This is a genomic window from Pseudomonas sp. Hz4 (assembly GCF_054898165.1).
Window position 1 is genome coordinate 2,586,504 of sequence record NZ_CM142719.1, and the last position, 22,850, is coordinate 2,609,353.

Here is a 22,850-nt window from a genome sequence, read left to right on the forward strand (position 1 = left end):
GAAAGGGTGACTCCGGACCGGCCTCGGGTGTCGGGTCGGTTTATTGTTTTTGGATTGTTTTATGGTGCCTATCTGACTATTGGGGAGGGTCTGATGCAAGTGTTGTTTGGGCTATTCGCGAGCAGGCTCGCTCCCACAGATTACTCATTCAATCTGTAGATACTCTGCTCGCGAAGGCGCTTTCAGAAACGCCAAATAATGTGGATCAGAAGTAATACCCAATGTTCATGTACAACTGATTCTCCCACTGGTTACTACCCCCAGCCCCCAGACTCTGTGTATAGCTGCTGCCACCGATATACGGATCATTCTTGCCATACAGCCACTCAGTCGCGATCCACAGTTTGCTGAAGGAAAACGAGGTGCCCAGGATCAACCGCTGCGAAGTCTTGAACTCATCGGCGGATTTGTCGAAGGCGCTGTAGTTAGCGTACAGCTTCACGCCGCTGATCTGGTCGAACAGGTACTTGCCGCCGACGTCGTAGCTCAGGTCTGCCACGTACAAATTTCCGCGACTGGCGACGTTGTAGGTGCCGTCGTAACCGCCGAGGGTGACCACTTCATCGGTGCCGGCGTTGCGCGGCGACATCTGTTGCCGCGCCGCTTGCAGTTGCACGCCCCACGGGCCGTTCTTGCCGAGGTAGTGCACGGCCACGGCGTTGCGGCGGCCGTCGTTGTCGGTGTCCTTGTTCTGCAGGGTCGAGGTCAGGCCGGAGATCCCGACTTCGGATTTCCACGGCCCCAGGTCCAGGGCCTTGGCCACCCGCAGCACCACGGTGTTGCGTTCCTGGTTGTCGCTGCCATCGCCAACGTAGCTGTCGGCCCCGGACACCACGCTGGAGTAAGTGACGCCTTTGCTGGTGCCTTTGCCTTGCCACGCCGGGCGCAAGTAGTAGCCGGCCTGGATATTCCAGTCGCCACTTTGCTGGATGTACTTGGCGCCGACCTGTTGCACATCTTCCAGGCCGATGACGTTGCCCAGGGTTTCGTAAAAGGTGCTGCCGAAGTAGGGCTGCAAACCGAACGGCACCGTGTTCAGGCCGACCTGCACTTGCTGGTCGGGGTTGAACTTGTAGCCGGCCCACGCAAACTTGGCGAATTGGATATCGCCGTAGTTCTTGGTGTACTGGTAAGGGTAGGAGCGTCCGTAGAAACGGTACTGGGCCTCACCGATCCAGGTGTCGGAGTTGTACTTGGCGCTGAGGAACACCGTGTCCAGGCCAAACTTCTGGATGTCGCGGTCCGGGTCATAGTCCCAACGCGCCCGAATGGCGCCGCCAAGGTCGAGGTTGTCGCTGACCTGCACCGCCATGGCCGGGGCCGCGAAGGCGCCGAGCAGCGCAATTAGAGCGATGGAACGGACCGCAAGAGGGGTCGTTGTGCGCACAGTGATACTCCTGATTTTTTAATTATCGTTGGCAACAGCAGCCCGGGCCGCAGCGAACGCTGCGGCATGGGGAAAGGGTTATGGGGTCAGTTGGCTTAAGGTCGGATCAGCCTCAGCGGTGGTGCGGCGACAGATACCACCGGTATCGCCGAAGCGCCGGGTGCTGCCGCCAGCAAGGTCTGGGTGTAGGTGTTTTGCGGTCGCAGCAACACCTGCTCCGCCGTGCCGTATTCCACCACTTCGCCCTTGTGCATCACCGCGATGTAGTCGCTGATCTGCGCCGCCACGCGCAAGTCGTGGGTGATGAACAAAATGCTCAGGTTGAGGCGCTGTTGCAGCTCGGCGAGCAACTCCAGCACCTGCTTTTGCACCGAGACATCCAGCGCCGAGACGCTTTCATCGGCGATCAACACTTGCGGACGCATCGCCAGGGCCCGGGCGATGCCGATGCGCTGGCGCTGGCCGCCGGAGAACTGCCGCGGCTTGCGCTTGAGCGCATCGCGTTTGAGCCCGACTTGCTCCAGTAAATCGCCGGCCTCGGTCCACGCATCCTTGGCCGATAACCCGCGCAGTTGCGCCGCGCGGGCGATGATGTCGCCGATTCGATGGCGCGGATTGAGCGAGCCGTAAGGGTCCTGAAAAATCATCTGGATCCGCCGCCGATTGGCCGCCAGCGCCGAACCGCGCAACGCGAGGAAGTCCGTGTCACCGACCCAGACATGACCGCTATCACTTTCTACCAGCCGAATCGCGGCTTTTACCAACGTGCTTTTGCCTGAGCCGGACTCGCCTACAATCGCCAGGGTCTTTCCCCGAGGCAATCGCAGCGACACATCCTTGAGCGCCGGCACTAAACGGCCACCGACGTTGTAGGTTTTGGTCAGATGTTCTATGCGCAACGCCAACTCACCCTCGGCACACGGTGCGTGCAATTCGGGATGCAGCGCCGGCACGGCGGCGATCAACTTGCGGGTGTACGGGTGTTTCGGCGCATTGAGCACTTGATCGCACTCACCGATTTCCACCAGCACGCCGCCCTCCATGACGGCGATGCGATCAGCGATTTGCGCCACCACGCTGAAGTCGTGGGTGATGAACAGAATGCCGTGCTGTCCGCGACCGCGCAGGTCGCACACCAGTTTCAGCACCTGGGCTTGAGTGGTCACGTCCAGTGCGGTGGTCGGTTCGTCGGCAATCAATAAGTCCGGGTTCATCGCCAATGCCATGGCAATCACCACCCGTTGGCATTGGCCGCCGGAGAGTTGATGGGGAAAGCTGTTGGCGATCAGTGGCGGGTCGGGCAATTGGGTCGAGTCGAGCAGGGCTAGCATGCGTTCCCGGCGCTCGGCGGCGGGCATGGTCGGTGCGTGAATGTCGAAGATTTCCTCGACCTGCTGACCGATGCGAATTGCCGGGTTCAGCGCCGCCATCGGTTCCTGGAAAATCATCGCGATGCGGTTGCCACGCAACTTGCGCAACGTGTGTTCGTCCATCTGACAGATGTCATCGCCAAAGAAATCGATCACCCCTCCGCTGTGCCGCAGTCCCTTGGCGTAATCACCCATGATCGCCGCCGAAAGCACCGATTTGCCGGAACCTGACTCGCCGATCACGCAGAGAATTTCACCCTTGCGCACGTCGAGGCTGATGCCTTTGACGGCATGACTGCGGTCGGCGCCGGCAGGCAGTTCGATAGAGAGATTCTCCACTCGCAGCACCTGTTGCAAGTTCTGTTGCTGACTCATGCTCAACTCCTTGTGCCTTTCTGGGCGTGTTCGTCCAGACCGTCCGCCAACAGGCTCAGGCCCAGCATCAGGGTGGAGATGGCAATGCACGGGAAGATCACCAGGTGCGGGAAGGCGATGGCCATGCTGCGGCCTTCGTTGATCATGCCGCCCCAGTCCGGGGTTGGCGGTGGCAGGCCGAGGCCGAGGAAGCCGAGGGCGCCGATCATGATCGCGGTGTAGCCGATGCGCAGGCAGAAATCGACGATCAACGGGCCGCCGCAGTTAGGCAGGATTTCCACCAGCATGATCCGCAGCGACCCTTCGCCCTGGGTGATGGCGCTGAGCACGTAGTCCCGGGATCGAATGTCGATGGTCAGTGCGCGCATGATCCGGAAGATCGCCGGGGCGCTGGTGAAGGTCACCGCGATCAGGATATTCAGCGCCGAGGCGCCCAGGGCGATGATGATCACGATGTACAGCACCAGCACCGGAAACGACAGCACGGTGTCCGCGACATACGACAGCAACCCATCGACCCAGCCATTGAAGTAACCGGCGCACAGGCCCATGGCGATGCCGACGGCGAATGCGGTCAGCGTCGCGAGGATCGACCAGAACAACACCGTGCGCGTGCCCCAGATCAGCCGAGAAAGAATGTCCCGGCCGATCATGTCAGTCCCCAGCAGGAAACTCAGGCCGTTGCCATCCGGGCTCATCGGCGTCAGCAACGGCGTGAAGCTTTCCAGTGGATCGTGGGGCGCCAGCCACGGCGCGAACAGCGCCATCACCACCCAGCCGCCGACCAGCAGCAAACCGAGCAACGCCAAGGGGTGTTTGAACGAAGTGAGGACGTTCATTGGCCGCCTCCGCCAAGACTGCGCAAGGTGATGCGCGGGTTGAGCCAGGTGTAGGCCAGGTCCGAGAAGATTTTGGTCGCGCCGACGACGATGCCGCTAATCATCGCGCAGGCTTCGATCAGGTAGACGTCATGGTTCAACGACGCGGTGTAGAGCAGCGAACCGAAGCCTTTGTAGGCGAAGAACACCTCGACCACGATCACGTTCGACAGCAACCAGGGGATGTACAACATGATCACGGTGATCGGCGCGATCAGTACGTTGCGCAGGGCATGACGCAGCACGATGCGTGAGGTGGACGCGCCTTTGAGGCGGGCGGTGCGGATGTACGGCGCCTGCATCACTTCGACCATCGAGGCGCGGGTGATCCGGGCCAGATAACCGATGCCGAACAGGCAGAGCACCATCAGCGGCAGCGCCAGTTCCACGGGGTTGAAACCGTCGCTCATGCGGCTCACGCCCGGCAGCCAGTTGAGCCAGAACACGAAGATCGCCGAGACAAACACCGCGCTGGCGAAGTCCGGGATCGAGGTGGTGACGATCGACAGAAACGACACCAGCCGATCCACCGCCGAACCCTGGCGAATGCCGGCCAGGATGCCAAGGGTCAACGCCACGGGCACCATCACCAGCAAGGCCAGCCCGGCGAGGATCAACGTTTGCCCGAGGTTCGGCAGTAGCAGGTCAATCACAGGAGTACGAAAATGCACCGAGGTGCCCCAGTCGCCGCTGAGAAAATCCTTCAGCCACACCAGATAACGCCAGACAAAGGGTTGGTTGTAACCGTGTTCCACCAGCCACGCGGCGCGTTGGTCGGCGGCGGAGTAGGGGCCGAGGACGTTGATTGCGACGTCCTCGATGTTCAGCTCCAGGGCCAGGAACACGATTACCGACACTGACAGCAAGGTTGCCGCCAGCGCCAATAGCTTGCGCAATAGAAATTCAGCCATGCTCGCACGCTCCGGCTAATCAAGGGATGACGGCCCGCCGCACCGCAGTGGGCGAGCCTGGTTGGGGGCGCTTGAGTCAGGCGCTCAGCCAGACTTCATCCATTGGGTAGAAGTCCGACGGGTGAACCTGGAAGCCCTGGACCTTTTTGCTCGCGGCAGTGAACTTGTCGCCCCAGAACGGCTGCACCATGACGCAGGCGTCTTGCAGGATTTGCTCAACGCTTTGCATCGCTAGGGCCCGTTGTTTCGGGTCGATGATGCCCATGGCCTTATCCAGCGCGGCATCGAAAGCCGGGTCGCTGTAATGGCTTTCGTTCCAGGCCGCGCCGCTGCGGTAGGCCAATTCCAGCGACATCACGCCCAACGGGCGATGCGCCCAATAGGTGAGGCTGAACGCGGCTTTGTCCCAGATCGGCCAGTACTGGGTGGCCGGGATCACTTTGAGATTTATGCGGATGCCGGCCTCGGCGCAGTTTTGTTGCAGGATCTGGGCGCAATCCTGTTCGTAGCGGCCCTGGGTGTTGCCGACGATCAAGTCGATGTCGATGCCGTTCGGATGCCCGGCTTCAGCGAGGAGTTTCTTCGCGCCGGCCACGTCACGAGCGCGTTTGGGCAACGGGAAGTATTCCGGGTGGGACGGGGCGACGTGGTGGTCTTCGCCCAAGGTGCCCATGCCGCGATAGGCGATTTTCAGCATCTGCGCGTTGTCGGCGCAGAGCACCACCGCTTTGCGGATCCGCACGTCGTCGAACGGCTTCTGGTCGCAGGCCATGCGCATGACAATGGTTTGCGCTGATTTGCAGGTCAGCAACTGCGCACCCGGCAAGCGTTTGGCCAGGTCGAGTTCGGCGACCGTTACCCGGTACAGCACGTCTACTTGGCCAGCCTGCAACGCGGCGAGGTGGGTGGAAATATCGGTGCCCATGTCGACGTAGCGCAACTCGTCGAGGTTGGCCGGTTTGCGCCAGTAATCGGCACGCTTGGCGAAGGTCGCTTGCTTGTTGACCGCGAACGACACCAGTTTGAATGGCCCGGTGCCCAGCGGGTTTTTCGCCCAGTCGTCACCGGCCTTGAAGCTGCGGTGAACGATCGCGCAGGTGAAGGCGTTGAGCATTTCCGGAATCGCCAGCATCGGCCGCTTGAGCACCAGGCGGAACTGGAAGTCGCTGACTTTTTCGAAGGCCGTAATGTCCTGGAATGCGGTGCGGTTGACCGACTTCGAGTCGGCGGCAATCCAGCGCTCGATGTTGTGCTGCACGTCCTCGACGTTGAAGGTGTCGCCGTTGCTCCACTTCACGTCCTGACGCAGGTTGAAAGTCCAGGTCTTCAGGTCGTCGGACGGGCTCCAGCTCTCGGCCAGGTACGGGTGTGTGATGTTGTCGGCGTCGACCCAGGTCAGGTATTCCAGCGAGTTGCGCAGCAGGTTCGAGGCTTCGATCCAGGTGATCAGCATCGGGTCCTGGATTTCCTGAATGGCGCAGGCAAACCGCAGCGTGCCGCCCTGGCGCGGCGGCACGGCCTCGGCGGCGCGGGCCGAGTTACCCAGCAGGGCGGAACCGAGGAAGGTGCTGGCGCTGGCAGCGGTGATGCCCAGCAGCGCGGCGGTACGCAGGAACTGGCGACGGTTGATCTCGCCAGTTTTGACTTGGGTGCACAGGTCGGTGACTGCTGGATGCGGCAGGGCGCCGTCCAGAGTTGTTAGCTCGTCGAGATGGGGCATGGGGCAGCTCTCATGTTGTTTTTATTTGAGATGGCCGCAGTTTTGTCATGGGCGTAAAGATCGACAAACGATAAATTCAACGCGCAAACGTTCGATAAAAGCATGTTACTGAACGCAGGGAAGGCCGGGGCTTGAATTAGACGGCCCGTCATCGGCCAATGAGGTCAACTGTGGGAGCGAGCTTGCTCGCGATGGCGGCGTATCAGTCGACATTGATTTGACTGACACACCGCTATCGCGAGCAAGCTCGCTCCCACTCAAAGCCAAATCAGGCCAGACCACACAAATCGTCCTGCATAACACAAAAATGCATGTTACTCAGGAAATTTCCCGCAAGCCGTGGGATGCTTGGCGCTCGTCAGCCCCTGCGCGAGTAATCTTCATGAAACGCAAAATGCCCGCGCTCAATGCGCTCAAAGCCTTCGAAGTGGCCGGCAGCACCGGCAGCTTTACCCGGGCGGCGGAGTTGCTCAATGTCACCCAGAGTGCAGTCAGTCGGCAGGTACGTCAGCTCGAAGAACAGCTCGGCGAGAACTTGCTGGAGCGCCGGCATCATCACCTCGAACTGACCAGCGCCGGTCGGGTGTTGCTGCGGGCGCTGCATCAATCCTTTGACAAGATCGAGCTGACGGTGCGCAGCATCCAGCAGAAATCCCACGCCAATCGCCTGCACATCAACGCGCCGCCAACCTTCACCAGTCGCTGGTTGATGCCGCGCCTCGGACGGCTGCGGGAGAAGCACCCGGAACTGGAACTGAGCATCACCACCCGTTTGCAGGACAGCCTGGCGGAAACCAGCACCCTGGACTGCGCGATCCGGTTCGGCGATGGCGAATGGGATGGGCTGGACAGCTCGCTGCTGATCCAGGAGCGGCATATCGCGGTGTGTGCGCCGTCGTTGTATGCCCGGGAATGGAGCGAGGGCGGCATTGACCTCAATCGCCTGACCCTGCTGCATGTGCTGGCCCGGGAAGACCAGCGCTACCTGACCTGGAAACACTGGCTCGACGCGGCGAAAATCAGCGGCGTCGACACCCAGGGCGGTTATGAATTCGACCTGCTGGACCTGGCGATCCGCGCGGCCACCGACGGTTTGGGCATCACCATTGCCGACTGGCACATGGTCGCCCCGGAGCTGGCCAGCGGGCAGTTGACCCAGGTGCTGAACGTGCACGTGGAAGGGCATCAATCCTACTGGCTGGTGACCCGGCCGGAGCAGACCTTGATGCCGCAATTGCAGGTGTTCAGCCAGTGGTTGCAGGAGGAAATCTGGTTGGCGCAACGCCAGCTCGAACCCTCCACCGCCGCCCACTAATCTCCCCCAAAACCCATGTGGAACAGGGAACTTGATGTCGTTCGCGGGTAACGTGCAATTTTCGAATGTTCCCCCGTTCAATAAATCGTTTGTTCAACCCGCCCAGGATGCCAAGACTGGGGAACTGGATAAAAACAACGATGGGCGATGCACATGCGACTCGAGCGAAACTTTGTAAACGGTCACTTCATTGAGCCTGCCAGCGATGCGCTGATTGCAGTCTACAACCCGGCGACCGAAGCCTTGGTCGGCCAGGTTTCAGCGGCCACCACCGCTGAAGCCACCGCAGCTGTCGATGCCGCCGCCGCTGCCCAGAAGGTCTGGGGCAAGCTCACGAGCATCGAACGCGCCGAACACTTGCGTTCATTCGCCGACGCCCTTGAAGCCTGTGCCGAAAATATCGGTGCAGCGCTGGCCGCCGAATCCGGCAAGAGCGTTGTCGATGCCAGCAACGAAGCCCGTTACGCCGCGCAGATCACCCGTTACCACGCCGAGTGGGCGCGCCGGATCGAAGGCGAGATTATTCCCAGCGACACCCCGAACGAAAACCTCTTCCTGCACCGCGAGCCGATTGGCGTGGTCGCCTGCCTGATACCGTTCAACTATCCGGTCTACACCTTGCTGCGCAAAATCGCCCCGGCGCTGATTGCCGGCAACACCGTGGTGGTACGCCCGAGCAACAACACCCCGACCTCGGCATTTGAAATCGCCAAGGCTGTGCAGCAATCCGGTTTGCCGGCGGGTGTCGTGAATATCCTGACCATGGACCACGCCACGGCCGCAGCGGTTTGCACCCACAAGGCCGTCGGTTTGATCACCCTGACCGGCAGCGTCAACGCCGGGCGCATCGTGCTCGACTATTGCAAGGCCAACATCGCCAAGCCATCGCTCGAGCTGGGCGGTAAAACCCCGGCGATCATTGAAGCTGACGCCGACCTTGAAGCCGCCGCCAGCGCAATCGTGGCCTCCAAGACCACCCATTGCGGCCAGTTGTGCACGGCGGTGGAGCGGGTCTATGTGCAGGAAAGCGTCTACGAACAATTCCTCGCGCTGCTTAAAGCCAAGATCAGCGCAGTGAAGTTCGGCGACCGCGCCACCGACGCCAGCCTGATGGGCCCGTTGGTCAACGCCAGTTCGCAACAGAACATCCACGCCATGGTCGAGCGCGCCGTCGCCGACGGTGCTGTACTGGAAACAGGCGGTTTTATCCCGCAAGGCAACGGTCATTTTTACCCGCCGACGCTGCTCAGCAACTGCCGCCAGGACATGGAAATCATCCAGGAAGAAATCTTCGGCCCGGTGCTGCCGGTGCTCAAGTACCGCGACATCGACGAAGCGCTGGCCATGGCCAACGATCATCAGTTCGGTCTGTCCTCGGTGCTGTACACCGAGAATTACCGCACCACCATGAAAGTCGCCAACGCCATCGAGGCCGGCGAGTTGTACGTCAATCGGACCCCGGCCGACCCGTATCAGGGCTTCCACGCCGGCTGGAAACGTTCCGGTCTGGGCGGCGATGACGGCAAGCACGGCATGCTCGAATTTACCCAGACCCGTCTGGTCGTCATGAAGTATTGATCCACCCGCACCACGCCTCACGCCACACCCATAAAAACAATTATTTGGGGCACCCGGACCACCGGCTGCCCGAGGTCTCACAGATGTCCAAGCCTGCAACCACTGTTGCCGCTGTTCAGGGTTCGAACGCGGGTGCGAAAAGCCACAGTGACAAGGGAAGTCGCTATGTCCAGTTGATGTTATTGGTGCTGGCCGCCGGGGCGATCTACCCGATCCTGTACCTGCGTCAGGTCTACCAGACCACCATGCTCGAAGTGTTCCAGATCAACCACAGCGAGCTGGGTTATCTGTACTCGATGCTGGGGACGATTTTCCTGCTCAGCTACTTGCCGAGCGGCTGGCTGGCGGACCGGATTGCACCACGGTTCCTGATTTTCTTTTCGCTGGTGGCCACCGGAGCCCTGGGGCTTTGGTATTCCACGGCGCCGTCGATGACCGGTTTGATGATCATCTTCGGTTGCTGGGGCCTGACCACTGGCCTGACGTTCTGGGCCTCGGTGCTCAAGCGGGTGAAGATGATTGCCCATCACACTGAACAGGGCCGGTTCTTTGGCATACTCGACGGCGGTCGCGGCCTGGTGGAAGCCCTGCTGGCGACGGTTGCTCTCGGTCTTTTCGCCTTCGCCACCGAAACCCGTGGCGAGTCAGCCGCCGAAGGCTTCAAGCACGTGGTCTACCTGTACGCCTTCACCTGTATCGCCATCGGCTGCGTGCTGGTGCTGATCAAGGACCCGAAGTCGATGGAAGACACGGCGGCGGTGGAGAAGGGCAAATACAACTTGCTCAGCGACCTGACTACGTTGGTGAAAATTCCTGAGCTGTGGCTGGTAACGGCCATCGTGTTCTGCGGCTATCACATCTTCTGGGCCACCTACAGCTTCTCCGATTACCTGCAAGGCGGCGGCATGACCGCGGTCATGGCCGGCACCATCACCACCATAAAATTGTGGATGCGCCCGATCGGCGGTATCGGCGGTGGCTGGCTGGGTGACAAGTTCTCGAACATTTCGGTGCTGATCGTGGCGCTGTTTTTGGCGACATTGGCGATGGTCGGCCTGATCGTGTTCCCGGCACTCAACAGCATGGGCCTGCTGATTGGCACGGTGATTTTCATCGGTTTGATGACCTACGCCATTCGCGGCTTGTACTGGGCGATCCTCGACACCTGCAATATTCCGCTGCGCATCACCGGCCTGGCCATCGGCATTGTCTCGGTGGTCGGTTACCTGCCGGATGCTTTCATTCCCTTGATCAACGGCTACCTCACCGAACATTTCCCCGGTGCCTTTGGTTACAAGCTGTATTTCGGCTACATCGCCTTCGTCGGCCTGCTCGGGATCCTCGCGGCCCTGACCTTGCGCGCTCGTATCAACCGTCAATCTTTGATCAAGACTTCTTTGAATTAAACAGGTGCCTGAGATGAAAATCGTCGCCCTTGAAACCCATATCGTTGCCGTACCGCCACCGCACATCGGCGGCATGTACTGGCTGTTCGTCAAGCTCAAGACCGATTGCGGCATCGAAGGCGTGGGCGAAATCTACGCCGCAACCTTCGGCCCCAAAGCCATGCTGCCGATCATCGAAGACGTGTTCGAACGCTACCTGCTCAATCACGATCCTCACCACATCGAACGCTTCTTCCGTCAGGCCTATTCGAGCGGTTTCACCCAGCGTCCGGACCTGACAATGATGGGCGTGGTCAGTGGTCTGGAGATGGCGTGCTGGGACATCATTGGCAAAGCGGCGAACAAGCCGGTGTATGAACTGCTGGGCGGCAAGGTCAATGAACGCCTGCGTTCCTACACCTACCTGTACCCGGTCAACAGCAAAGGCGAGTACGACTACGACGACCCGGACCTGGCCGCCGAATGCGCCATCGAGAACATGAACAAAGGCTTCACCGCCGTGAAGTTTGACCCGGCCGGGCCTTACACCGCGTACTCCGGGCACCAGATCTCGCTGGAAGTGCTGGAGCGTTGCGAAACCTTCTGCCGCAAAATCCGCGAAGCGGTGGGCGACAAGTGCGATTTGCTGTTTGGCACCCACGGGCAAATGGTGCCGTCCTCGGCGATCCGCTTGGCCAAGCGCCTGGAGAAATACGATCCGCTGTGGTTCGAAGAACCGGTGCCGCCGGGTCAGGAAGAGGCCATGGCGCAAGTCGCGGCCAAAACCAGCATCCCGATTGCCACCGGCGAACGGCTGACCACCAAGTACGAGTTCTTCAAGCTGTTGCAGGCTGGCGGTGCGTCGATTTTGCAGATGAACGTGGCCCGCTGTGGCGGTCTGCTGGAAGCCAAGAAAATCGCCAGCATGGCCGAAGCCTATTACGCGCAGATCGCCCCGCACCTCTACAACGGGCCGATTGGCGCAGCGGCGAGTTTCCAATTGGCCACGTGTACGCCGAACTTCCTGATCCAGGAAAGCATCATGACCTGGGGCGGTTTCCATGCCGAAGTCCTGACCAAACCGTTGCAATGGGAGGACGGCTACATCATCCCGTCCACCGAGCCGGGACTGGGGGTGGAGCTGAACATGGATGTGGTGCGCAAGCATTCGCCGTATACCGGCGAGCGCCTGCACCTGCAAATGGCGCCAACCCCGGCTGACGTCAAAGACACATCGCCAGCCAGAGGCTGACGGGAATGGCGCAGCCCGCTCCCACAGGTTTTGCGCCTCCCCATCGGGCGGTTTTTTTTGTACAACGACTTACGCGGTAACCGTGCATGACTTACGACTACATCATCGCTGGCGCAGGCGCCGCAGGTTGCATCCTTGCCAATCGGCTCTCGGCATCGGGCAAACACTCGGTGCTGCTGCTGGAAGCGGGCGGCAAGGACAGTTCCTTGTGGTTCAAGATCCCGGTCGGCTTCGCCAAAATGTATTACAACCCGACTTTCAACTGGATGTACTACAGCCAGCCGCAAAAGCAGCTGAACAACCGCGAAATCTATGCCCCGAGGGGCAAGGTGCAGGGTGGTTCGGGCTCGATCAACGCGATGATCTACGTCCGTGGCCAGGCACATGACTTCGACGACTGGGCGGCCAACGGCAACGACGGTTGGGGCTTCAAGGAGGTGCTGCCGTACTTCCGCAAACTGGAAAACCATCCGTTGGGCGACAGCGAGTACCACGGCGGCAGCGGCCCGATCAGCATCACGCCAATGAAGGGCCAGACCCATCCGATTTGTGACGTGTTCCTCAAGGGTTGCGATGAACTGGGTTATCCCCATAGCGACGACTTCAACGGCCCGAAATTTGAAGGCTCGGGCATTTACGACGTCAACACCCGCAACGGTCAGCGTTGCTCCAGCAGTTTTGCGCATCTGCATCCTGCACTGAGCCGGCCGAACCTGACGGTCGAGCATTACGCGCTGGTGGACCGGGTGTTGTTCGATAACGGTCGGGCGACCGGGATTTCCATCGCCCAGCACGGCGTGGTGCGCACCTTTACCGCCAACAAGGAAGTCATTCTTTGCGCCGGTGCCGTGGACACGCCGAAGATTCTGCAATTGTCCGGTGTCGCGGATCAGGCATTGCTGGCCAAACACAACATCCCGGTGGTCAAACACTTGCCGGCGGTGGGGCGGAACCTGCAAGACCACCTGTGCGCCAGTTACTACTACAAGGCCAGCATCCCGACGCTCAACGATCAACTGAGCTCGCTGTTCGGTCAGTTCAAACTGGGTTTGAAGTACCTGTTCACCCGCAAGGGCGCACTAGCGATGAGCGTCAATCAGGCCGGCGGATTCTTCCGTGGCAACGAACTGCAGGCTAATCCGAACCTGCAGTTGTACTTCAATCCGCTGTCGTACCAGATCCCGAAAAACAACAAGGCCAGCCTCAAACCCGAACCTTATTCAGGCTTCCTGTTGTGCTTCAATCCCTGCCGCCCGACCAGTCGCGGGCACATCGAGATAGCCTCGAAAAATCCGCGGGACGCGGCGCTGATCGACCCGAATTACCTGAGCACGCAAAAGGACATCGACGAGGTGATCCAGGGCAGCCGCTTGATGCGCAAAATCATGCAGGCACCAGCGCTCAAGGGCATCACCGTTGAGGAAGTATTGCCGGGGCCGGTCGTCGAAACGGATGAACAGATGCTGCAGTATTTCCGCGAGAACAGTGGTTCGATTTACCACCTGTGCGGCTCATGCGCCATGGGTGTGGACGAGCAAAAATCGGTAGTCGACAAACGCCTGAAAGTGCACGGCCTGAAAGGTCTGCGTATCGTCGACGCGTCGATTTTCCCCAACGTCACCTCGGGCAATACCCATGCCGCAGTGCTGATGGTGGCGGAGAAGGGCGCCGACCTGATTTTGCAGGACGCCTGATTTCATCGTTTGCCTGTATCAAAAATGAATTTTCCGCCGAGTCCGCTGCTCATACCTGATAGGCAGCGGAGTTGAGCCCGCGAATTTATTTTTGGCAATCAGGGAGTGGCACAGTCATGAGTCCAGTATCGATGGCGGGCGATCATCTCCCTGGCGGGTTGATTCTTGTGGTTGAGGACGACCCGCTGATCCTCGAGTTTCTCTGTGAAATTCTTAAGGAGGAAGGCTTTGTGGTTGAACCGCATGTCAGCGCGGATGCCGCATCAGCGTATTTGGAGCAACACTCGGACGGCGTCTGTCTATTGCTCACGGACATCACCATGCCGGGCAAACTCAATGGCGCGGGCTTGGCCAATCTGTTTGGCGACCGCTGGCCGGACAAACCGATCATGATCATGTCTGGCTTCGAAACGCCGCTAAGCGCCGGGGTCAGGCATTCGGTTTCATTCATCCAGAAACCGTGGGCGCCTAGGAAGTTACTGGACTGTGTGGACGGTGCCTTGAAGTCGAAACGTACCCTGTAGAACCTGCGGCAACTTCTACCTCGCCAATGCTACATTGCTCGGCGAACCCGCCTGGCACTTGCGAGAGGAAGCCCCCCCTTTGTCTGCTCACGACTCCATCTTCAACACCCCGTACCGCGCTTTTCTGTTCGATATGGATGGCACCGTCCTCAATTCCATCGCCGCTGCCGAGCGGATCTGGGCGGCCTGGGCCTTGCGCCACGGCGTAGATGTCGACACCTTCCTGCCCACCATCCATGGCGTTCGCGCCATCGACACCATCAATCGTCTGGCGTTGCCCGGGGTGAATGCCGAGGCTGAAGCGGCGTTCATCACTGAGGCAGAAATCGAAGATGTCGAGGGGATCATTGAGGTGCCTGGCGCGGCAGACTTTCTGAAGTCGCTGCCCGTCAACCAATGGGCGATCGTCACCTCGGCGCCGAAGGCACTGGCGCTGCGGCGGATGGCGGCGGCGGGCATTGCGCAACCTTTGGTGATGGTCACTGCCGAAGACGTCAGTGCCGGCAAACCCGATCCCGCGGGCTACCGACTGGCGGCTGAGAGGTTGGGCGTTGAACCTGCCGATTGCCTGATTTTCGAAGACGCCAGCGTGGGAATTCTCGCGGCCGAGGCGGCGGGCGCGGACCTGATCGTGGTGACCTCGACCCACGACCATCCGCTCCAGACCCCGCACGCCACACTTACCAGCTATGAGTTAGTTATCACGCTATTGGACCCCAACGGGCATATCCGCCTACAGAAAATCTGATAATGAAATGGCTACCCCCATCGCGCCCTGAGCCTCTCCTCAAAGCGGTTTTTGCTGTGTCCAGCTCGCTGGTCAACGGTGAGCCGTGCCGGAACAAGGACTGTCAATAAACCTTTTCGTCGTACACGGTGCTGGTCTTCCAGCACTCTCGCCGATGCCCCAAACCGCGAGGCCGAAATAGGCGAGGGTGGTGACAATGGCGAAAAACGCCAGTTTGGCCGAGATTTTCATCTGTATCTCCACGCGTGGGCCCGACACGTTTCATCCTACGCCGAGCGGGCATTGCGTCGAATCACCTGTGGCGGCTGCCCAAACGCTCGAAGGAAAGCTTCGCGCATGCGGCGGCAGTCGCTGAAGCCCGACTCCTCGGCGATTTGATCGAGGGTCAGTCGCCCGCGCTCCAGCATCTGACGCGCCGTTTCCAGACGCAGGTTTTCGATGGCCTTGGCCGGCGATTGACCGGTTTCCGCCCGGAAGGCTCGGCTGAATTGCCGAGGGCTGAGGCGCGCGACGTCCGCCAGTTGCTCCACCGACAACGTCTCGGTGAGGTGTTCTCGCGCATAGCCGAGGACGGTTTGAATGCGGTCGGATTTCGCTTCCAGTTCCAGCAGCGCCGAGTGCTGCGACTGGCCGCCCGCGCGGCGGTGGTACATCACCAGTTTCTGCGCCACGGAACGGGCCAGTGCGGCGCCGTGATCCTTTTCGACCATGGCCAGCGCCAGGTCGATGCCGGCGGTCATCCCGGCGGAGGTCCAGATCGAACCGTCGACGACGTAGATGCGGTCTTCTTCCACTTTGATCGACGGAAACCGCGCTTGCAGCTCCCGTGCATAAGCCCAATGGGTGGTGGCCCGCCGTCCGTCGAGCAAACCCGCCTGGGCCAGGACGAATGCTCCGGAGCAGATCGACGCCGTTCGTCGTGCGGTTTTAACGTTTGCGCGCAGGTAATTCAGCACACCCTCGGGTGCCTGCTCGAGGATCGCATCGCCGCCCACCACGATCACCGTGTCGAACACCTGCTCACCAAAGGCCTGCGTGCCGACACTCAAACCGCCGGAGGCGCGCAACGTGCGGCCATCTTCGGACACGACGCTCACTTCATAGAGCGTCTCGCCAGCGCTGAAGTTGGCGTACTCGAACACCGGCATGGCCGCCAGCGCCATGGACTGGAACCCTTCAAACACTACAAACGCTACGGAAGTCATTGAGGTGTCCTCAAAAGGTCATGTCCGAAAAACGTACTTTAAACGTCATTTGAGACGAGCGTAAGTCAATCTATAACGGTTCACACCGGCGAAGATATCGCCTCACTGTGAAGGAAATCGACATGGCCCTCTCATCCAAAGGCACCGCACTGATCACTGGCGCATCTTCGGGCATCGGCGCGGTGTATGCCGACCGACTCGCCCGACAGGGTTACGACTTGATTCTGGTCGCCCGCAGCCAGGCGAAACTGAACACCCTGGCCAACCATCTGAGTAACGAAACCGGCCGCGCCGTGGAAGTGGTCGCCGCCGATTTGAAAGACAAGGCCGACTTGCTGCGGGTCGAGGCGATTCTGCGCTCCGACGCCAGTATCACCCTGTTGGTCAACAATGCCGGGGTCGGCGCTGTCATGCCGCTGCTCGGCAGCCCCGTGGATGACATGGAAGACATGATCACCCTCAACGTGACCGCGTTGATGCGCCTGGCTTACGCGGTGGTGCCAGGCTTTGTTGCTCGCGGCACCGGCACTGTGATTAATATCTCTTCGATCGTTGCCATCGCCCCGGAAATTCTCAACGGCGTGTATGGCGGGACCAAGGCGTTTGTTCTCGGCTTGAGCCAATCCATGCATCACGAGCTGGCGGACAAAGGCATTCGTATCCAGGCCGTGCTGCCCGGTGCCACCGCCACCGATTTCTGGAGTGAGGCCGGCAACCCGGTGGAAAACCTGCCGCAAGAGATCGTGATGTCTGCCGAGGACATGGTCGATGCCGCGTTGACGGGGCTGGCGAGCGGCGAAGTGGTGACCCTTCCGGGCCTGCACGAAGGCGATCAGTGGGACGCCTACGAAGCCCAGCGTCAGACGCTTTCAGGTTTGTTCGGCAATTCCTCGGCGGCACCGCGTTATCGCTGAGACGGTAACCGCCGGGGCAGGGTGAACTAAGCTTGGATTAGGGCCGTTCACCCTTAAGGAATTCCACCATGCTTCACATTAGAACCCCGTTGATTCTGCACCCGGGCCTGTCGACGCCGGCCCGGCGGATCTGGCTCAAACTGGAAAACCTGCAACCCAGCGGCTCGTTCAAATTGCGCGGCATGGGCCTTTTGTGCAGTCAGGCAAAGGCGCAGGGCAAACGCAAAGTCGTCTGTCCTTCCGGCGGCAATGCCGGGTTTGCCACCGCCGTGGCTGCCGCCAGCCTGGGGTTGAAAGCCTGCATTGTGGTGCCGCACACCACACCGGAAGCCACCCGCGCACGGATCAGGAAAACCGGTGCCGAGGTGATTGTCCACGGCAAGCTCTGGGACGACGCAAATCAACGGGCGAAGGAACTCTCACAGCGCGCGGACACCGAATACGTGCCGGCCTTCGATCACCCGGTGTTGTGGGAAGGACACAGCACAATGGTCGATGAAATCCTCGAGGATTGTCCTCAAGTCGATGCCGTGGTGACGTCGGTTGGGGGCGGTGGTTTGCTGGCGGGCATCCTCACCGGGCTGATTCGCCATGACCGCATGGATTGCCAGATCATCGCTTGCGAAACCCGGGGGGCGGCTTCTTTTGCGGCCGCGGTTGCTGCCGGGCATCCGGTCAGACTGCCGCGGATCGACACCGTTGCCACTTCGCTTGGTGCTGCTCAGGTAGCCGCCTGGCCGGTGCAGCACATCCTCGACTTCCCCCACGAGTGTGTGGTGCTCAGCGATGACGAGGCGATCATGGGCGTGGTCCGTTACGCCAACGACTTGCGTCAGTTGGTCGAGCCGGCGTGCGGCGTTTCGTTGGCGATTGGATACCTGGACCATCCGGCGATTGCTGATGCCCATGATGTGGTGATTGTGGTGTGCGGCGGCGTGAGCATCAGCGCGCAATTGGTGGCGGGTTGGGCGCGTTTATCAGGCGCTGAAGCAAGGTAGGGCTGCAAACGCTATCCGGGCGCCGCGAGCCCCACCGCTATTTTTCAGCCTTCAAATGCCATCCTGGACGAGAATCGCTCTGGCCAGCTCTTCGTCGCTGGCGTTGAGACCGGGATTGTCCTGACGAATCTGTTTTAAGACCGACTCCAGATAAACCCCACGAATCGCACCGCCACTGGCAACAAAGCTGGAGGCGTCATCCCGGGCAGGAATCATGAGTTTGTCGTCCTTGAACGTCGAGTACAGCGATGCGGAAACCCCGGCTGACGTGGCGACATCGCCTGTATCCACTTTGGCAATAGCGGAGCCGAAGGGTAAACACAGCAGAAGGGAAGAAATAATTATCAGACGGCGCATGACGGTGTCCTCTAAAAGCGTGAAGCAAAAAAGGAAGTACCTCATCTATTAGGAGGCGTGGCAGTCGTCAGGAGTTCCCTGTCGATGCGTGATCAGTCCAAAGACTGCCAACCTGGTGGCGTGGCGACTATCAGGCTCTGCTGGCAATCGAGCACCAATCGCGCACCGCCGAGTTCACTGCTGCCCACCTCCAGCGTAAACCCATGCAGGCTGACAATTGCCGCGACAATCGACAGCCCCAGCCCAAACCCGCTTTTCTGGTTGCCAGCGTCGGCGCGATAAAAGCGTTGGAACACCGCCTCGCGCTCTGCCTGCGCAATACCAGGCCCCGAATCGAGCACTTCGATTCGCGTACGCCCGCCTTCATTGAGCCCACGCAAAATCACCTCGCCACCCGGCGGTGTGAATTTGATCGAGTTGCTCAGCAGGTTTGCCACGGCTTCGAACAACAGCGCTCGATCGCCGTTCAACGCAGGCAACGACTCGGGCAACTGCAGTTGAAAAACCAGCTCACCTTCTTCTGCCAACGGCAGATAAAACTCGTGCAACTCTTGCAGCAACGGCACCGGATCCAGCTGCACAAAACCTGAGCGGCGCTGACGATCTTCCAGCTCGGAAATCCGCAGCAACCCGCGAAAGCGCGCCATCAAGGTATCCGCCTCGCCGAGCACTGAATCCAGTTGCACGGCCAGCGTTGAACCCTCGTCAGCTTGCTGCTGAATCCGGTACAGCTGCGCCCGCAGGCGGGTCAGCGGCGTGCGCAAGTCATGGGCGATGTTGTCGCAGACGCCCTTGACCTCGTTCATCAAGCGCTCGATGCGTTCGAGCATGGCGTTGACGATGGCGGCGAGCATATCCAGCTCATCGCGGCGATTGGACAGTGGCAGTCGCCGGGTCAGGTCGCCGGCAACGATAGCCTCGGCGCTGGCCTGAATCCCGCGTATTCGTCGCAGTGGCCGACGGCGCAACAGGTGCCAACCGGCAATGCCCGGAAGGATCGTCAACGTCACGCCCCAGAGCAACGCATGAAGGATGATCCGGGTGACGGCGAACAACGAACCGTTGTCCCGCACCAGCACCAGCCAGCGTCCGTCCTTTGTCTGGGTCGCCACCGCATCGCAGCTGTCGGCGGGCAGGGTCGGGTCGTCGGAATCGGCGCAGTCGCTGAGCATGTGGATCTTGCCGTCCAGCGGCAGGCCTTCGGGAATATGGCGCAGAGCGCCGCTAAGGTAGCGATGCTGGTCATCGAACAGTCCATAGGCGTCGATGCCGCGAATGTCGAAGGTCATGCTGACGGCGAGGGCGTCTGCCAGTTGTTCGCCCGAAAAGTGCGAAAACAGGTGCTGACGTTGCATCAGCGAGTGTTTGGCCAGGTTGTCCAGGTAAGCCGAAACCTCGTAGTACATGACCCCCATGAGAATCCCGCTCCAGAGCACGAACAGCGAACTGTAAAGCGCCAGCAAACGGCTGCTGGAAGAGCGCCAGCCGTTAGAGGGGTTCAGCAATGACATAACCCGAGCCTCGCACGGTTCGAATCAGTGGGACATTGCCTGGCGGGTCGATTTTCTTTCGCAGCCGGCCGATGTGCACGTCGATCAGGTTGGTGCCGGGGTCGAAGTGGTAACCCCAGACCTCTTCGAAAATCATCATCCGCGACAGAATCTGCCCGGTGTTGCGCATCAGGAATTCCAGCAATTTGTACTCGGTGGGCAACAGCGTCAGCAGCTGACCGTCGCGACTGGCTTCATGGCTGATCAGGTTCAGCTCCAGATCCGCCACCCTCAGCGTGGTGGCCTGGGCGGTCACGGTGTTCTGCCGACGCAGCAAGACTTCCACTCGGGCGGCCATTTCATCGGTGGCAAACGGTTTGGTCAGGTAGTCGTCACCGCCAGCGCGCAAGCCGCGCACACGCTCATCGACGTCGGAGAGGGCGCTGATCATCAGGATCGGCGTGGCCACGCCCATGGCCCGCAACGTGGTGACAATCGCTAGACCATCCAGCTCGGGCAGCATGCGGTCGAGGGTGATCAGGTCGTAGTTGCCACTGACCGCGCGCGCAAGGCCTTCTCGGCCGTTGTCGACCCAATCCACGTCGAGGCCGTGGCTGCTCAATTCGGCGACGATTTCCCGGGCAGTCACGGCGTCGTCTTCGATGGTCAAGATGCGGGTCATAGGGCGGGCCTTGATTAAGAGTTCACAACGTTGCGCGGCATTTTGCCAAGAAATGAACTCAGACTTTCTAAATAAACCTTCATGCAGGCGCCTATGGGGTCAATGCATAAAACCCGCTGCGATTGGCAGATCCTTGCAAATTGCATGGTCATGGGAAGCTGAAATTTTATAACTTATTGAAATATCGCGATTTATTGAAAGTTGGTAACTGGCACGGTGACTGCAATTCCTCCTTTGAAGAGTTGTAACACCATCTTTCCTGCCTGGAGCGGTATAACAATGAATAGATCCTCTGATGGTTTCTCTCCTGCCTTCGAAGAAACGAGTACGCTTTCTGGCGTGTCCTGGGGGGCGATATTCGCAGGGGCCGCTGCGGCGGCGGCGTTGTCGCTGATCCTCGTGTTGCTCGGCTTTGGTTTGGGTTTTTCGGCAGTGTCGCCTTGGGCCAATGAAGGCATGAGCGCCAAGGGCCTGGGTATTTCAACGATTGTCTGGCTGGCCGCTACGCAAATCGTTGCTTCCGGGCTTGGCGGTTATATCGCCGGTCGTCTGCGGGTGAGATGGGCGTACATGCACGGTGATGAGGTTTACTTCCGTGACACCGCCCATGGTTTTCTGGCCTGGTGCGTGGCGACGCTGGTGACGGCGATGCTGGTGGTCGGCTCGGTCAGCAGCATTGTCAGCGGTGGTGTGCAGGCTGGGGCAAGTGTGGTCGGTGGCGCCGCGAGTGCCGCGACTCAGGCTGCTGGCACTGCGGTCGGCAAAAGCGACAGTGACCAATATGGTTACTTCGTCGACAGCCTGTTCCGCGATGATCGTCCGACTGCGGTCAGTGATGACGCCGTTCATGGCACCGTGACGCGCATCTTCGTGCGCAGCCTGAGCAATGACGGTCAACTGGCTGCCGAAGATCGCACCTATCTGGCGCAACTGGTGGCTCAACGGACCAACCTCACTCAAGCGGACGCTGAACGTCGCGTTGATGAAGTGTATGCCCGCACGCAAAAAACTGTGGCCGACGCCAAACTCGCTGCGAAACAAGCGGCGGACACCGCAGCCAAAGTCGCTGCCTGGACTTCGCTGTGGATGTTCATTGCACTGCTGATTGGCGCGTTTTTCGCCAGCCTTGCTGCAACTTTCGGTGGCCGTCGTCGGGATGCGGTCGAGTACCTCGAAACCGACGTTTATGTATCCACCACTTCAGTACCTGTTCGTTAACCCAGGAGAACTCTCATGCGCTCACTACTGCTGCTCTTTCTTGGCATACCCATCCCGATCATCATCCTGATCGCTCTGTTTACCTGATACCGCTGGGGCTCATGCCTGCGCCGCTTCTGCCTCTGGTGGAAGCGGCGTTTTTGTGTGAATGATATTTACAATGTTGTTGACGGGTAGTCCGCCATATCGCGAGCAAGCTTGCTCGCGATGGGGACAAATCTATCTACTCGATTGGCGTACTCACAAACACCTCAAGCCCCTCGGCATACGCGGTAAACGCGCTGATCCGCGGAAACCGCACAGCCTCAACCTGATCCGGTACCACCAGATTGGTAAAACTCCAGGCCACCGCCAAGGTAATTCCGTCCTGATCAATCGAACCGTCAGTTTTCAGCGGCTGCTTTTCCAGCTCCCGCTCCAGCGCTGAATACGCCGCCGCCAATTGCTCTTCGACCCGTTCCACCCACGGTTCGAATTGGATCTCCGCCGGGCGCAGGTTGCGTTCGTAGTAGAGCTGCACGGATTTCTCGCAGGCCACCAATCCCAGACCGATCAGGCGCAACGCGCGCAGTCGTTGATCGAGATCACCCGGCATCAGACGCTTGCCGGGGTCGGCCAGCGCTTCCAGGTAATCGATGATCAGCGTCGAGTCCATCAACACCTCACCGTCATCCAGCACCAGGGTGGGGGCCTTGACCACCGGGTTGATTTGCTGGAATTGCTCGAAGTGCCGAAACACCGAAACCGATTGATGTTCCAGCGAGATGCCAAGGCGTTTGGCAGAGATGGCGACGCGCCGTACGTAGGGCGAATCCAGCATGCCGATTAACTTCATTCAACCACTCCTTT

At 60.0% G+C, this 22,850-nt stretch carries 20 protein-coding genes and 1 pseudogene; 10 read left to right on the top strand and 11 right to left on the bottom strand.

From position 1 onward, the window contains the following. Positions 1–205: 205 nt before the first annotated feature. The 5 genes from ACYZTR_RS11835 to ACYZTR_RS11855 all read right to left on the bottom strand — a co-directional run bounded on the left by ACYZTR_RS11835 (position 206) and on the right by ACYZTR_RS11855 (position 6,641). Positions 206–1,312: a hypothetical protein gene (locus tag ACYZTR_RS11835; protein ID WP_461979674.1), complete on the bottom strand. Its 1,107-nt coding sequence runs from the start codon at positions 1,310–1,312 to the stop codon at positions 206–208. Positions 1,313–1,482: 170 nt separating this feature from the next. Beyond that, positions 1,483–3,132, bottom strand: a complete 1,650-nt coding sequence (locus tag ACYZTR_RS11840) for a dipeptide ABC transporter ATP-binding protein (protein ID WP_461978992.1) — start codon at positions 3,130–3,132, stop codon at positions 1,483–1,485. A gap of 2 nt (positions 3,133–3,134) precedes the next feature. Next, on the bottom strand, positions 3,135–3,971 hold the full coding sequence (locus tag ACYZTR_RS11845) for an ABC transporter permease (RefSeq protein ID WP_461978994.1): 837 nt from the start codon (positions 3,969–3,971) through the stop codon (positions 3,135–3,137). Continuing rightward, the gene (locus ACYZTR_RS11850; protein ID WP_461978996.1) at positions 3,968–4,921 is read right to left on the bottom strand and encodes an ABC transporter permease; all 954 of its coding nucleotides are present in this window, start codon (positions 4,919–4,921) and stop codon (positions 3,968–3,970) included. The genes ACYZTR_RS11845 and ACYZTR_RS11850 overlap by 4 nt, the downstream gene beginning before the upstream one ends. A gap of 76 nt (positions 4,922–4,997) precedes the next feature. Beyond that, the gene (locus tag ACYZTR_RS11855; protein ID WP_461978998.1) at positions 4,998–6,641 is read right to left on the bottom strand and encodes an ABC transporter substrate-binding protein; all 1,644 of its coding nucleotides are present in this window, start codon (positions 6,639–6,641) and stop codon (positions 4,998–5,000) included. Between the two features lie 382 nt (positions 6,642–7,023). Here ACYZTR_RS11855 and ACYZTR_RS11860 point away from each other — a divergent pair, with 382 nt between their 5' ends. From ACYZTR_RS11860 to ACYZTR_RS11890, 7 genes are all read left to right on the top strand, one after another. Next, positions 7,024–7,956 carry a LysR substrate-binding domain-containing protein gene (locus ACYZTR_RS11860; protein ID WP_461979000.1) on the top strand — a complete coding sequence of 311 codons (933 nt, stop codon included), beginning with the start codon at positions 7,024–7,026 and terminating at the stop codon, positions 7,954–7,956. 153 nt (positions 7,957–8,109) lie between these two features. Further along, the gene (gene aldA / locus ACYZTR_RS11865; protein ID WP_461979676.1) at positions 8,110–9,534 is read left to right on the top strand and encodes an aldehyde dehydrogenase; all 1,425 of its coding nucleotides are present in this window, start codon (positions 8,110–8,112) and stop codon (positions 9,532–9,534) included. An 83-nt stretch (positions 9,535–9,617) separates the two neighbouring features. Continuing rightward, positions 9,618–10,940: an MFS transporter gene (locus ACYZTR_RS11870; RefSeq protein WP_461979002.1), complete on the top strand. Its 1,323-nt coding sequence runs from the start codon at positions 9,618–9,620 to the stop codon at positions 10,938–10,940. Between the two features lie 13 nt (positions 10,941–10,953). Beyond that, positions 10,954–12,171: a mandelate racemase/muconate lactonizing enzyme family protein gene (locus ACYZTR_RS11875; RefSeq protein ID WP_046046632.1), complete on the top strand. Its 1,218-nt coding sequence runs from the start codon at positions 10,954–10,956 to the stop codon at positions 12,169–12,171. 86 nt (positions 12,172–12,257) lie between these two features. After that, a complete protein-coding gene (locus ACYZTR_RS11880) occupies positions 12,258–13,865 on the top strand; it encodes a GMC family oxidoreductase (protein WP_461979004.1) in 1,608 nt (535 codons plus the stop codon). A gap of 116 nt (positions 13,866–13,981) precedes the next feature. After that, complete coding sequence (locus ACYZTR_RS11885) at positions 13,982–14,389, top strand: response regulator (protein ID WP_461979006.1); 408 nt, start codon at positions 13,982–13,984, stop codon at positions 14,387–14,389. 79 nt (positions 14,390–14,468) lie between these two features. Next, positions 14,469–15,137, top strand: coding sequence for an HAD-IA family hydrolase (locus ACYZTR_RS11890; RefSeq protein ID WP_461979008.1), 669 nt, complete (start codon positions 14,469–14,471; stop codon positions 15,135–15,137). 150 nt (positions 15,138–15,287) lie between these two features. Here ACYZTR_RS11890 and ACYZTR_RS11895 read toward each other — a convergent pair. Beyond that, positions 15,288–15,368, bottom strand: a pseudogene (locus tag ACYZTR_RS11895) (isoprenylcysteine carboxylmethyltransferase family protein); the annotation flags it as partial. Positions 15,369–15,403: 35 nt separating this feature from the next. Then, positions 15,404–16,342, bottom strand: coding sequence for a GlxA family transcriptional regulator (locus ACYZTR_RS11900; protein ID WP_461979010.1), 939 nt, complete (start codon positions 16,340–16,342; stop codon positions 15,404–15,406). Between the two features lie 122 nt (positions 16,343–16,464). On the opposite strand from ACYZTR_RS11900, the gene ACYZTR_RS11905 reads away from it, so the two are divergent. Continuing rightward, positions 16,465–17,256, top strand: a complete 792-nt coding sequence (locus ACYZTR_RS11905) for an SDR family NAD(P)-dependent oxidoreductase (protein ID WP_461979012.1) — start codon at positions 16,465–16,467, stop codon at positions 17,254–17,256. A 68-nt stretch (positions 17,257–17,324) separates the two neighbouring features. Further along, on the top strand, positions 17,325–18,254 hold the full coding sequence (locus ACYZTR_RS11910; RefSeq protein WP_461979014.1) for a pyridoxal-phosphate dependent enzyme: 930 nt from the start codon (positions 17,325–17,327) through the stop codon (positions 18,252–18,254). A gap of 51 nt (positions 18,255–18,305) precedes the next feature. Here the strand turns inward: ACYZTR_RS11910 and ACYZTR_RS11915 are convergent, their stop codons facing one another. From ACYZTR_RS11915 to ACYZTR_RS11925, 3 genes are all read right to left on the bottom strand, one after another. Beyond that, positions 18,306–18,611, bottom strand: a complete 306-nt coding sequence (locus ACYZTR_RS11915) for a DUF2388 domain-containing protein (protein WP_461979016.1) — start codon at positions 18,609–18,611, stop codon at positions 18,306–18,308. Between the two features lie 92 nt (positions 18,612–18,703). Next, a complete protein-coding gene (locus ACYZTR_RS11920) occupies positions 18,704–20,122 on the bottom strand; it encodes a sensor histidine kinase (protein ID WP_461979018.1) in 1,419 nt (472 codons plus the stop codon). Continuing rightward, complete coding sequence (locus ACYZTR_RS11925; protein ID WP_461979020.1) at positions 20,100–20,783, bottom strand: response regulator transcription factor; 684 nt, start codon at positions 20,781–20,783, stop codon at positions 20,100–20,102. The genes ACYZTR_RS11920 and ACYZTR_RS11925 overlap by 23 nt, the downstream gene beginning before the upstream one ends. 279 nt (positions 20,784–21,062) lie before the next feature. Between ACYZTR_RS11925 and ACYZTR_RS11930 the strand changes: the two genes are divergently transcribed. Beyond that, a complete protein-coding gene (locus tag ACYZTR_RS11930; RefSeq protein ID WP_461979022.1) occupies positions 21,063–22,001 on the top strand; it encodes a hypothetical protein in 939 nt (312 codons plus the stop codon). A 223-nt stretch (positions 22,002–22,224) separates the two neighbouring features. Here ACYZTR_RS11930 and ACYZTR_RS11935 read toward each other — a convergent pair whose 3' ends face one another. Next, positions 22,225–22,836, bottom strand: a complete 612-nt coding sequence (locus ACYZTR_RS11935) for a glutathione S-transferase family protein (protein ID WP_461979024.1) — start codon at positions 22,834–22,836, stop codon at positions 22,225–22,227. Positions 22,837–22,850: the final 14 nt, after the last annotated feature.

Excerpts from the sequence above, each read along its gene's own strand:
- ACYZTR_RS11880 (WP_461979004.1), top strand. The coding sequence starts at position 12,258 with ATGACTTACGACTACATCATCGCTGGCGCAGGCGCCGCAGGTTGCATC.
- ACYZTR_RS11915 (WP_461979016.1), bottom strand. The coding sequence starts at position 18,611 with ATGCGCCGTCTGATAATTATTTCTTCCCTTCTGCTGTGTTTACCCTTC.
- ACYZTR_RS11920 (WP_461979018.1), bottom strand. The coding sequence starts at position 20,122 with ATGTCATTGCTGAACCCCTCTAACGGCTGGCGCTCTTCCAGCAGCCGT.
- ACYZTR_RS11855 (WP_461978998.1), bottom strand. The coding sequence starts at position 6,641 with ATGCCCCATCTCGACGAGCTAACAACTCTGGACGGCGCCCTGCCGCAT.
- ACYZTR_RS11845 (WP_461978994.1), bottom strand. The coding sequence starts at position 3,971 with ATGAACGTCCTCACTTCGTTCAAACACCCCTTGGCGTTGCTCGGTTTG.
- ACYZTR_RS11930 (WP_461979022.1), top strand. The coding sequence starts at position 21,063 with ATGAATAGATCCTCTGATGGTTTCTCTCCTGCCTTCGAAGAAACGAGT.
- ACYZTR_RS11910 (WP_461979014.1), top strand. The coding sequence starts at position 17,325 with ATGCTTCACATTAGAACCCCGTTGATTCTGCACCCGGGCCTGTCGACG.
- ACYZTR_RS11905 (WP_461979012.1), top strand. The coding sequence starts at position 16,465 with ATGGCCCTCTCATCCAAAGGCACCGCACTGATCACTGGCGCATCTTCG.
- ACYZTR_RS11925 (WP_461979020.1), bottom strand. The coding sequence starts at position 20,783 with ATGACCCGCATCTTGACCATCGAAGACGACGCCGTGACTGCCCGGGAA.
- ACYZTR_RS11840 (WP_461978992.1), bottom strand. The coding sequence starts at position 3,132 with ATGAGTCAGCAACAGAACTTGCAACAGGTGCTGCGAGTGGAGAATCTC.
- ACYZTR_RS11875 (WP_046046632.1), top strand. The coding sequence starts at position 10,954 with ATGAAAATCGTCGCCCTTGAAACCCATATCGTTGCCGTACCGCCACCG.
- ACYZTR_RS11850 (WP_461978996.1), bottom strand. The coding sequence starts at position 4,921 with ATGGCTGAATTTCTATTGCGCAAGCTATTGGCGCTGGCGGCAACCTTG.
- ACYZTR_RS11885 (WP_461979006.1), top strand. The coding sequence starts at position 13,982 with ATGAGTCCAGTATCGATGGCGGGCGATCATCTCCCTGGCGGGTTGATT.
- ACYZTR_RS11935 (WP_461979024.1), bottom strand. The coding sequence starts at position 22,836 with ATGAAGTTAATCGGCATGCTGGATTCGCCCTACGTACGGCGCGTCGCC.
- ACYZTR_RS11900 (WP_461979010.1), bottom strand. The coding sequence starts at position 16,342 with ATGACTTCCGTAGCGTTTGTAGTGTTTGAAGGGTTCCAGTCCATGGCG.
- ACYZTR_RS11870 (WP_461979002.1), top strand. The coding sequence starts at position 9,618 with ATGTCCAAGCCTGCAACCACTGTTGCCGCTGTTCAGGGTTCGAACGCG.
- ACYZTR_RS11860 (WP_461979000.1), top strand. The coding sequence starts at position 7,024 with ATGAAACGCAAAATGCCCGCGCTCAATGCGCTCAAAGCCTTCGAAGTG.
- aldA (WP_461979676.1), top strand. The coding sequence starts at position 8,110 with ATGCGACTCGAGCGAAACTTTGTAAACGGTCACTTCATTGAGCCTGCC.
- ACYZTR_RS11835 (WP_461979674.1), bottom strand. The coding sequence starts at position 1,312 with ATGGCGGTGCAGGTCAGCGACAACCTCGACCTTGGCGGCGCCATTCGG.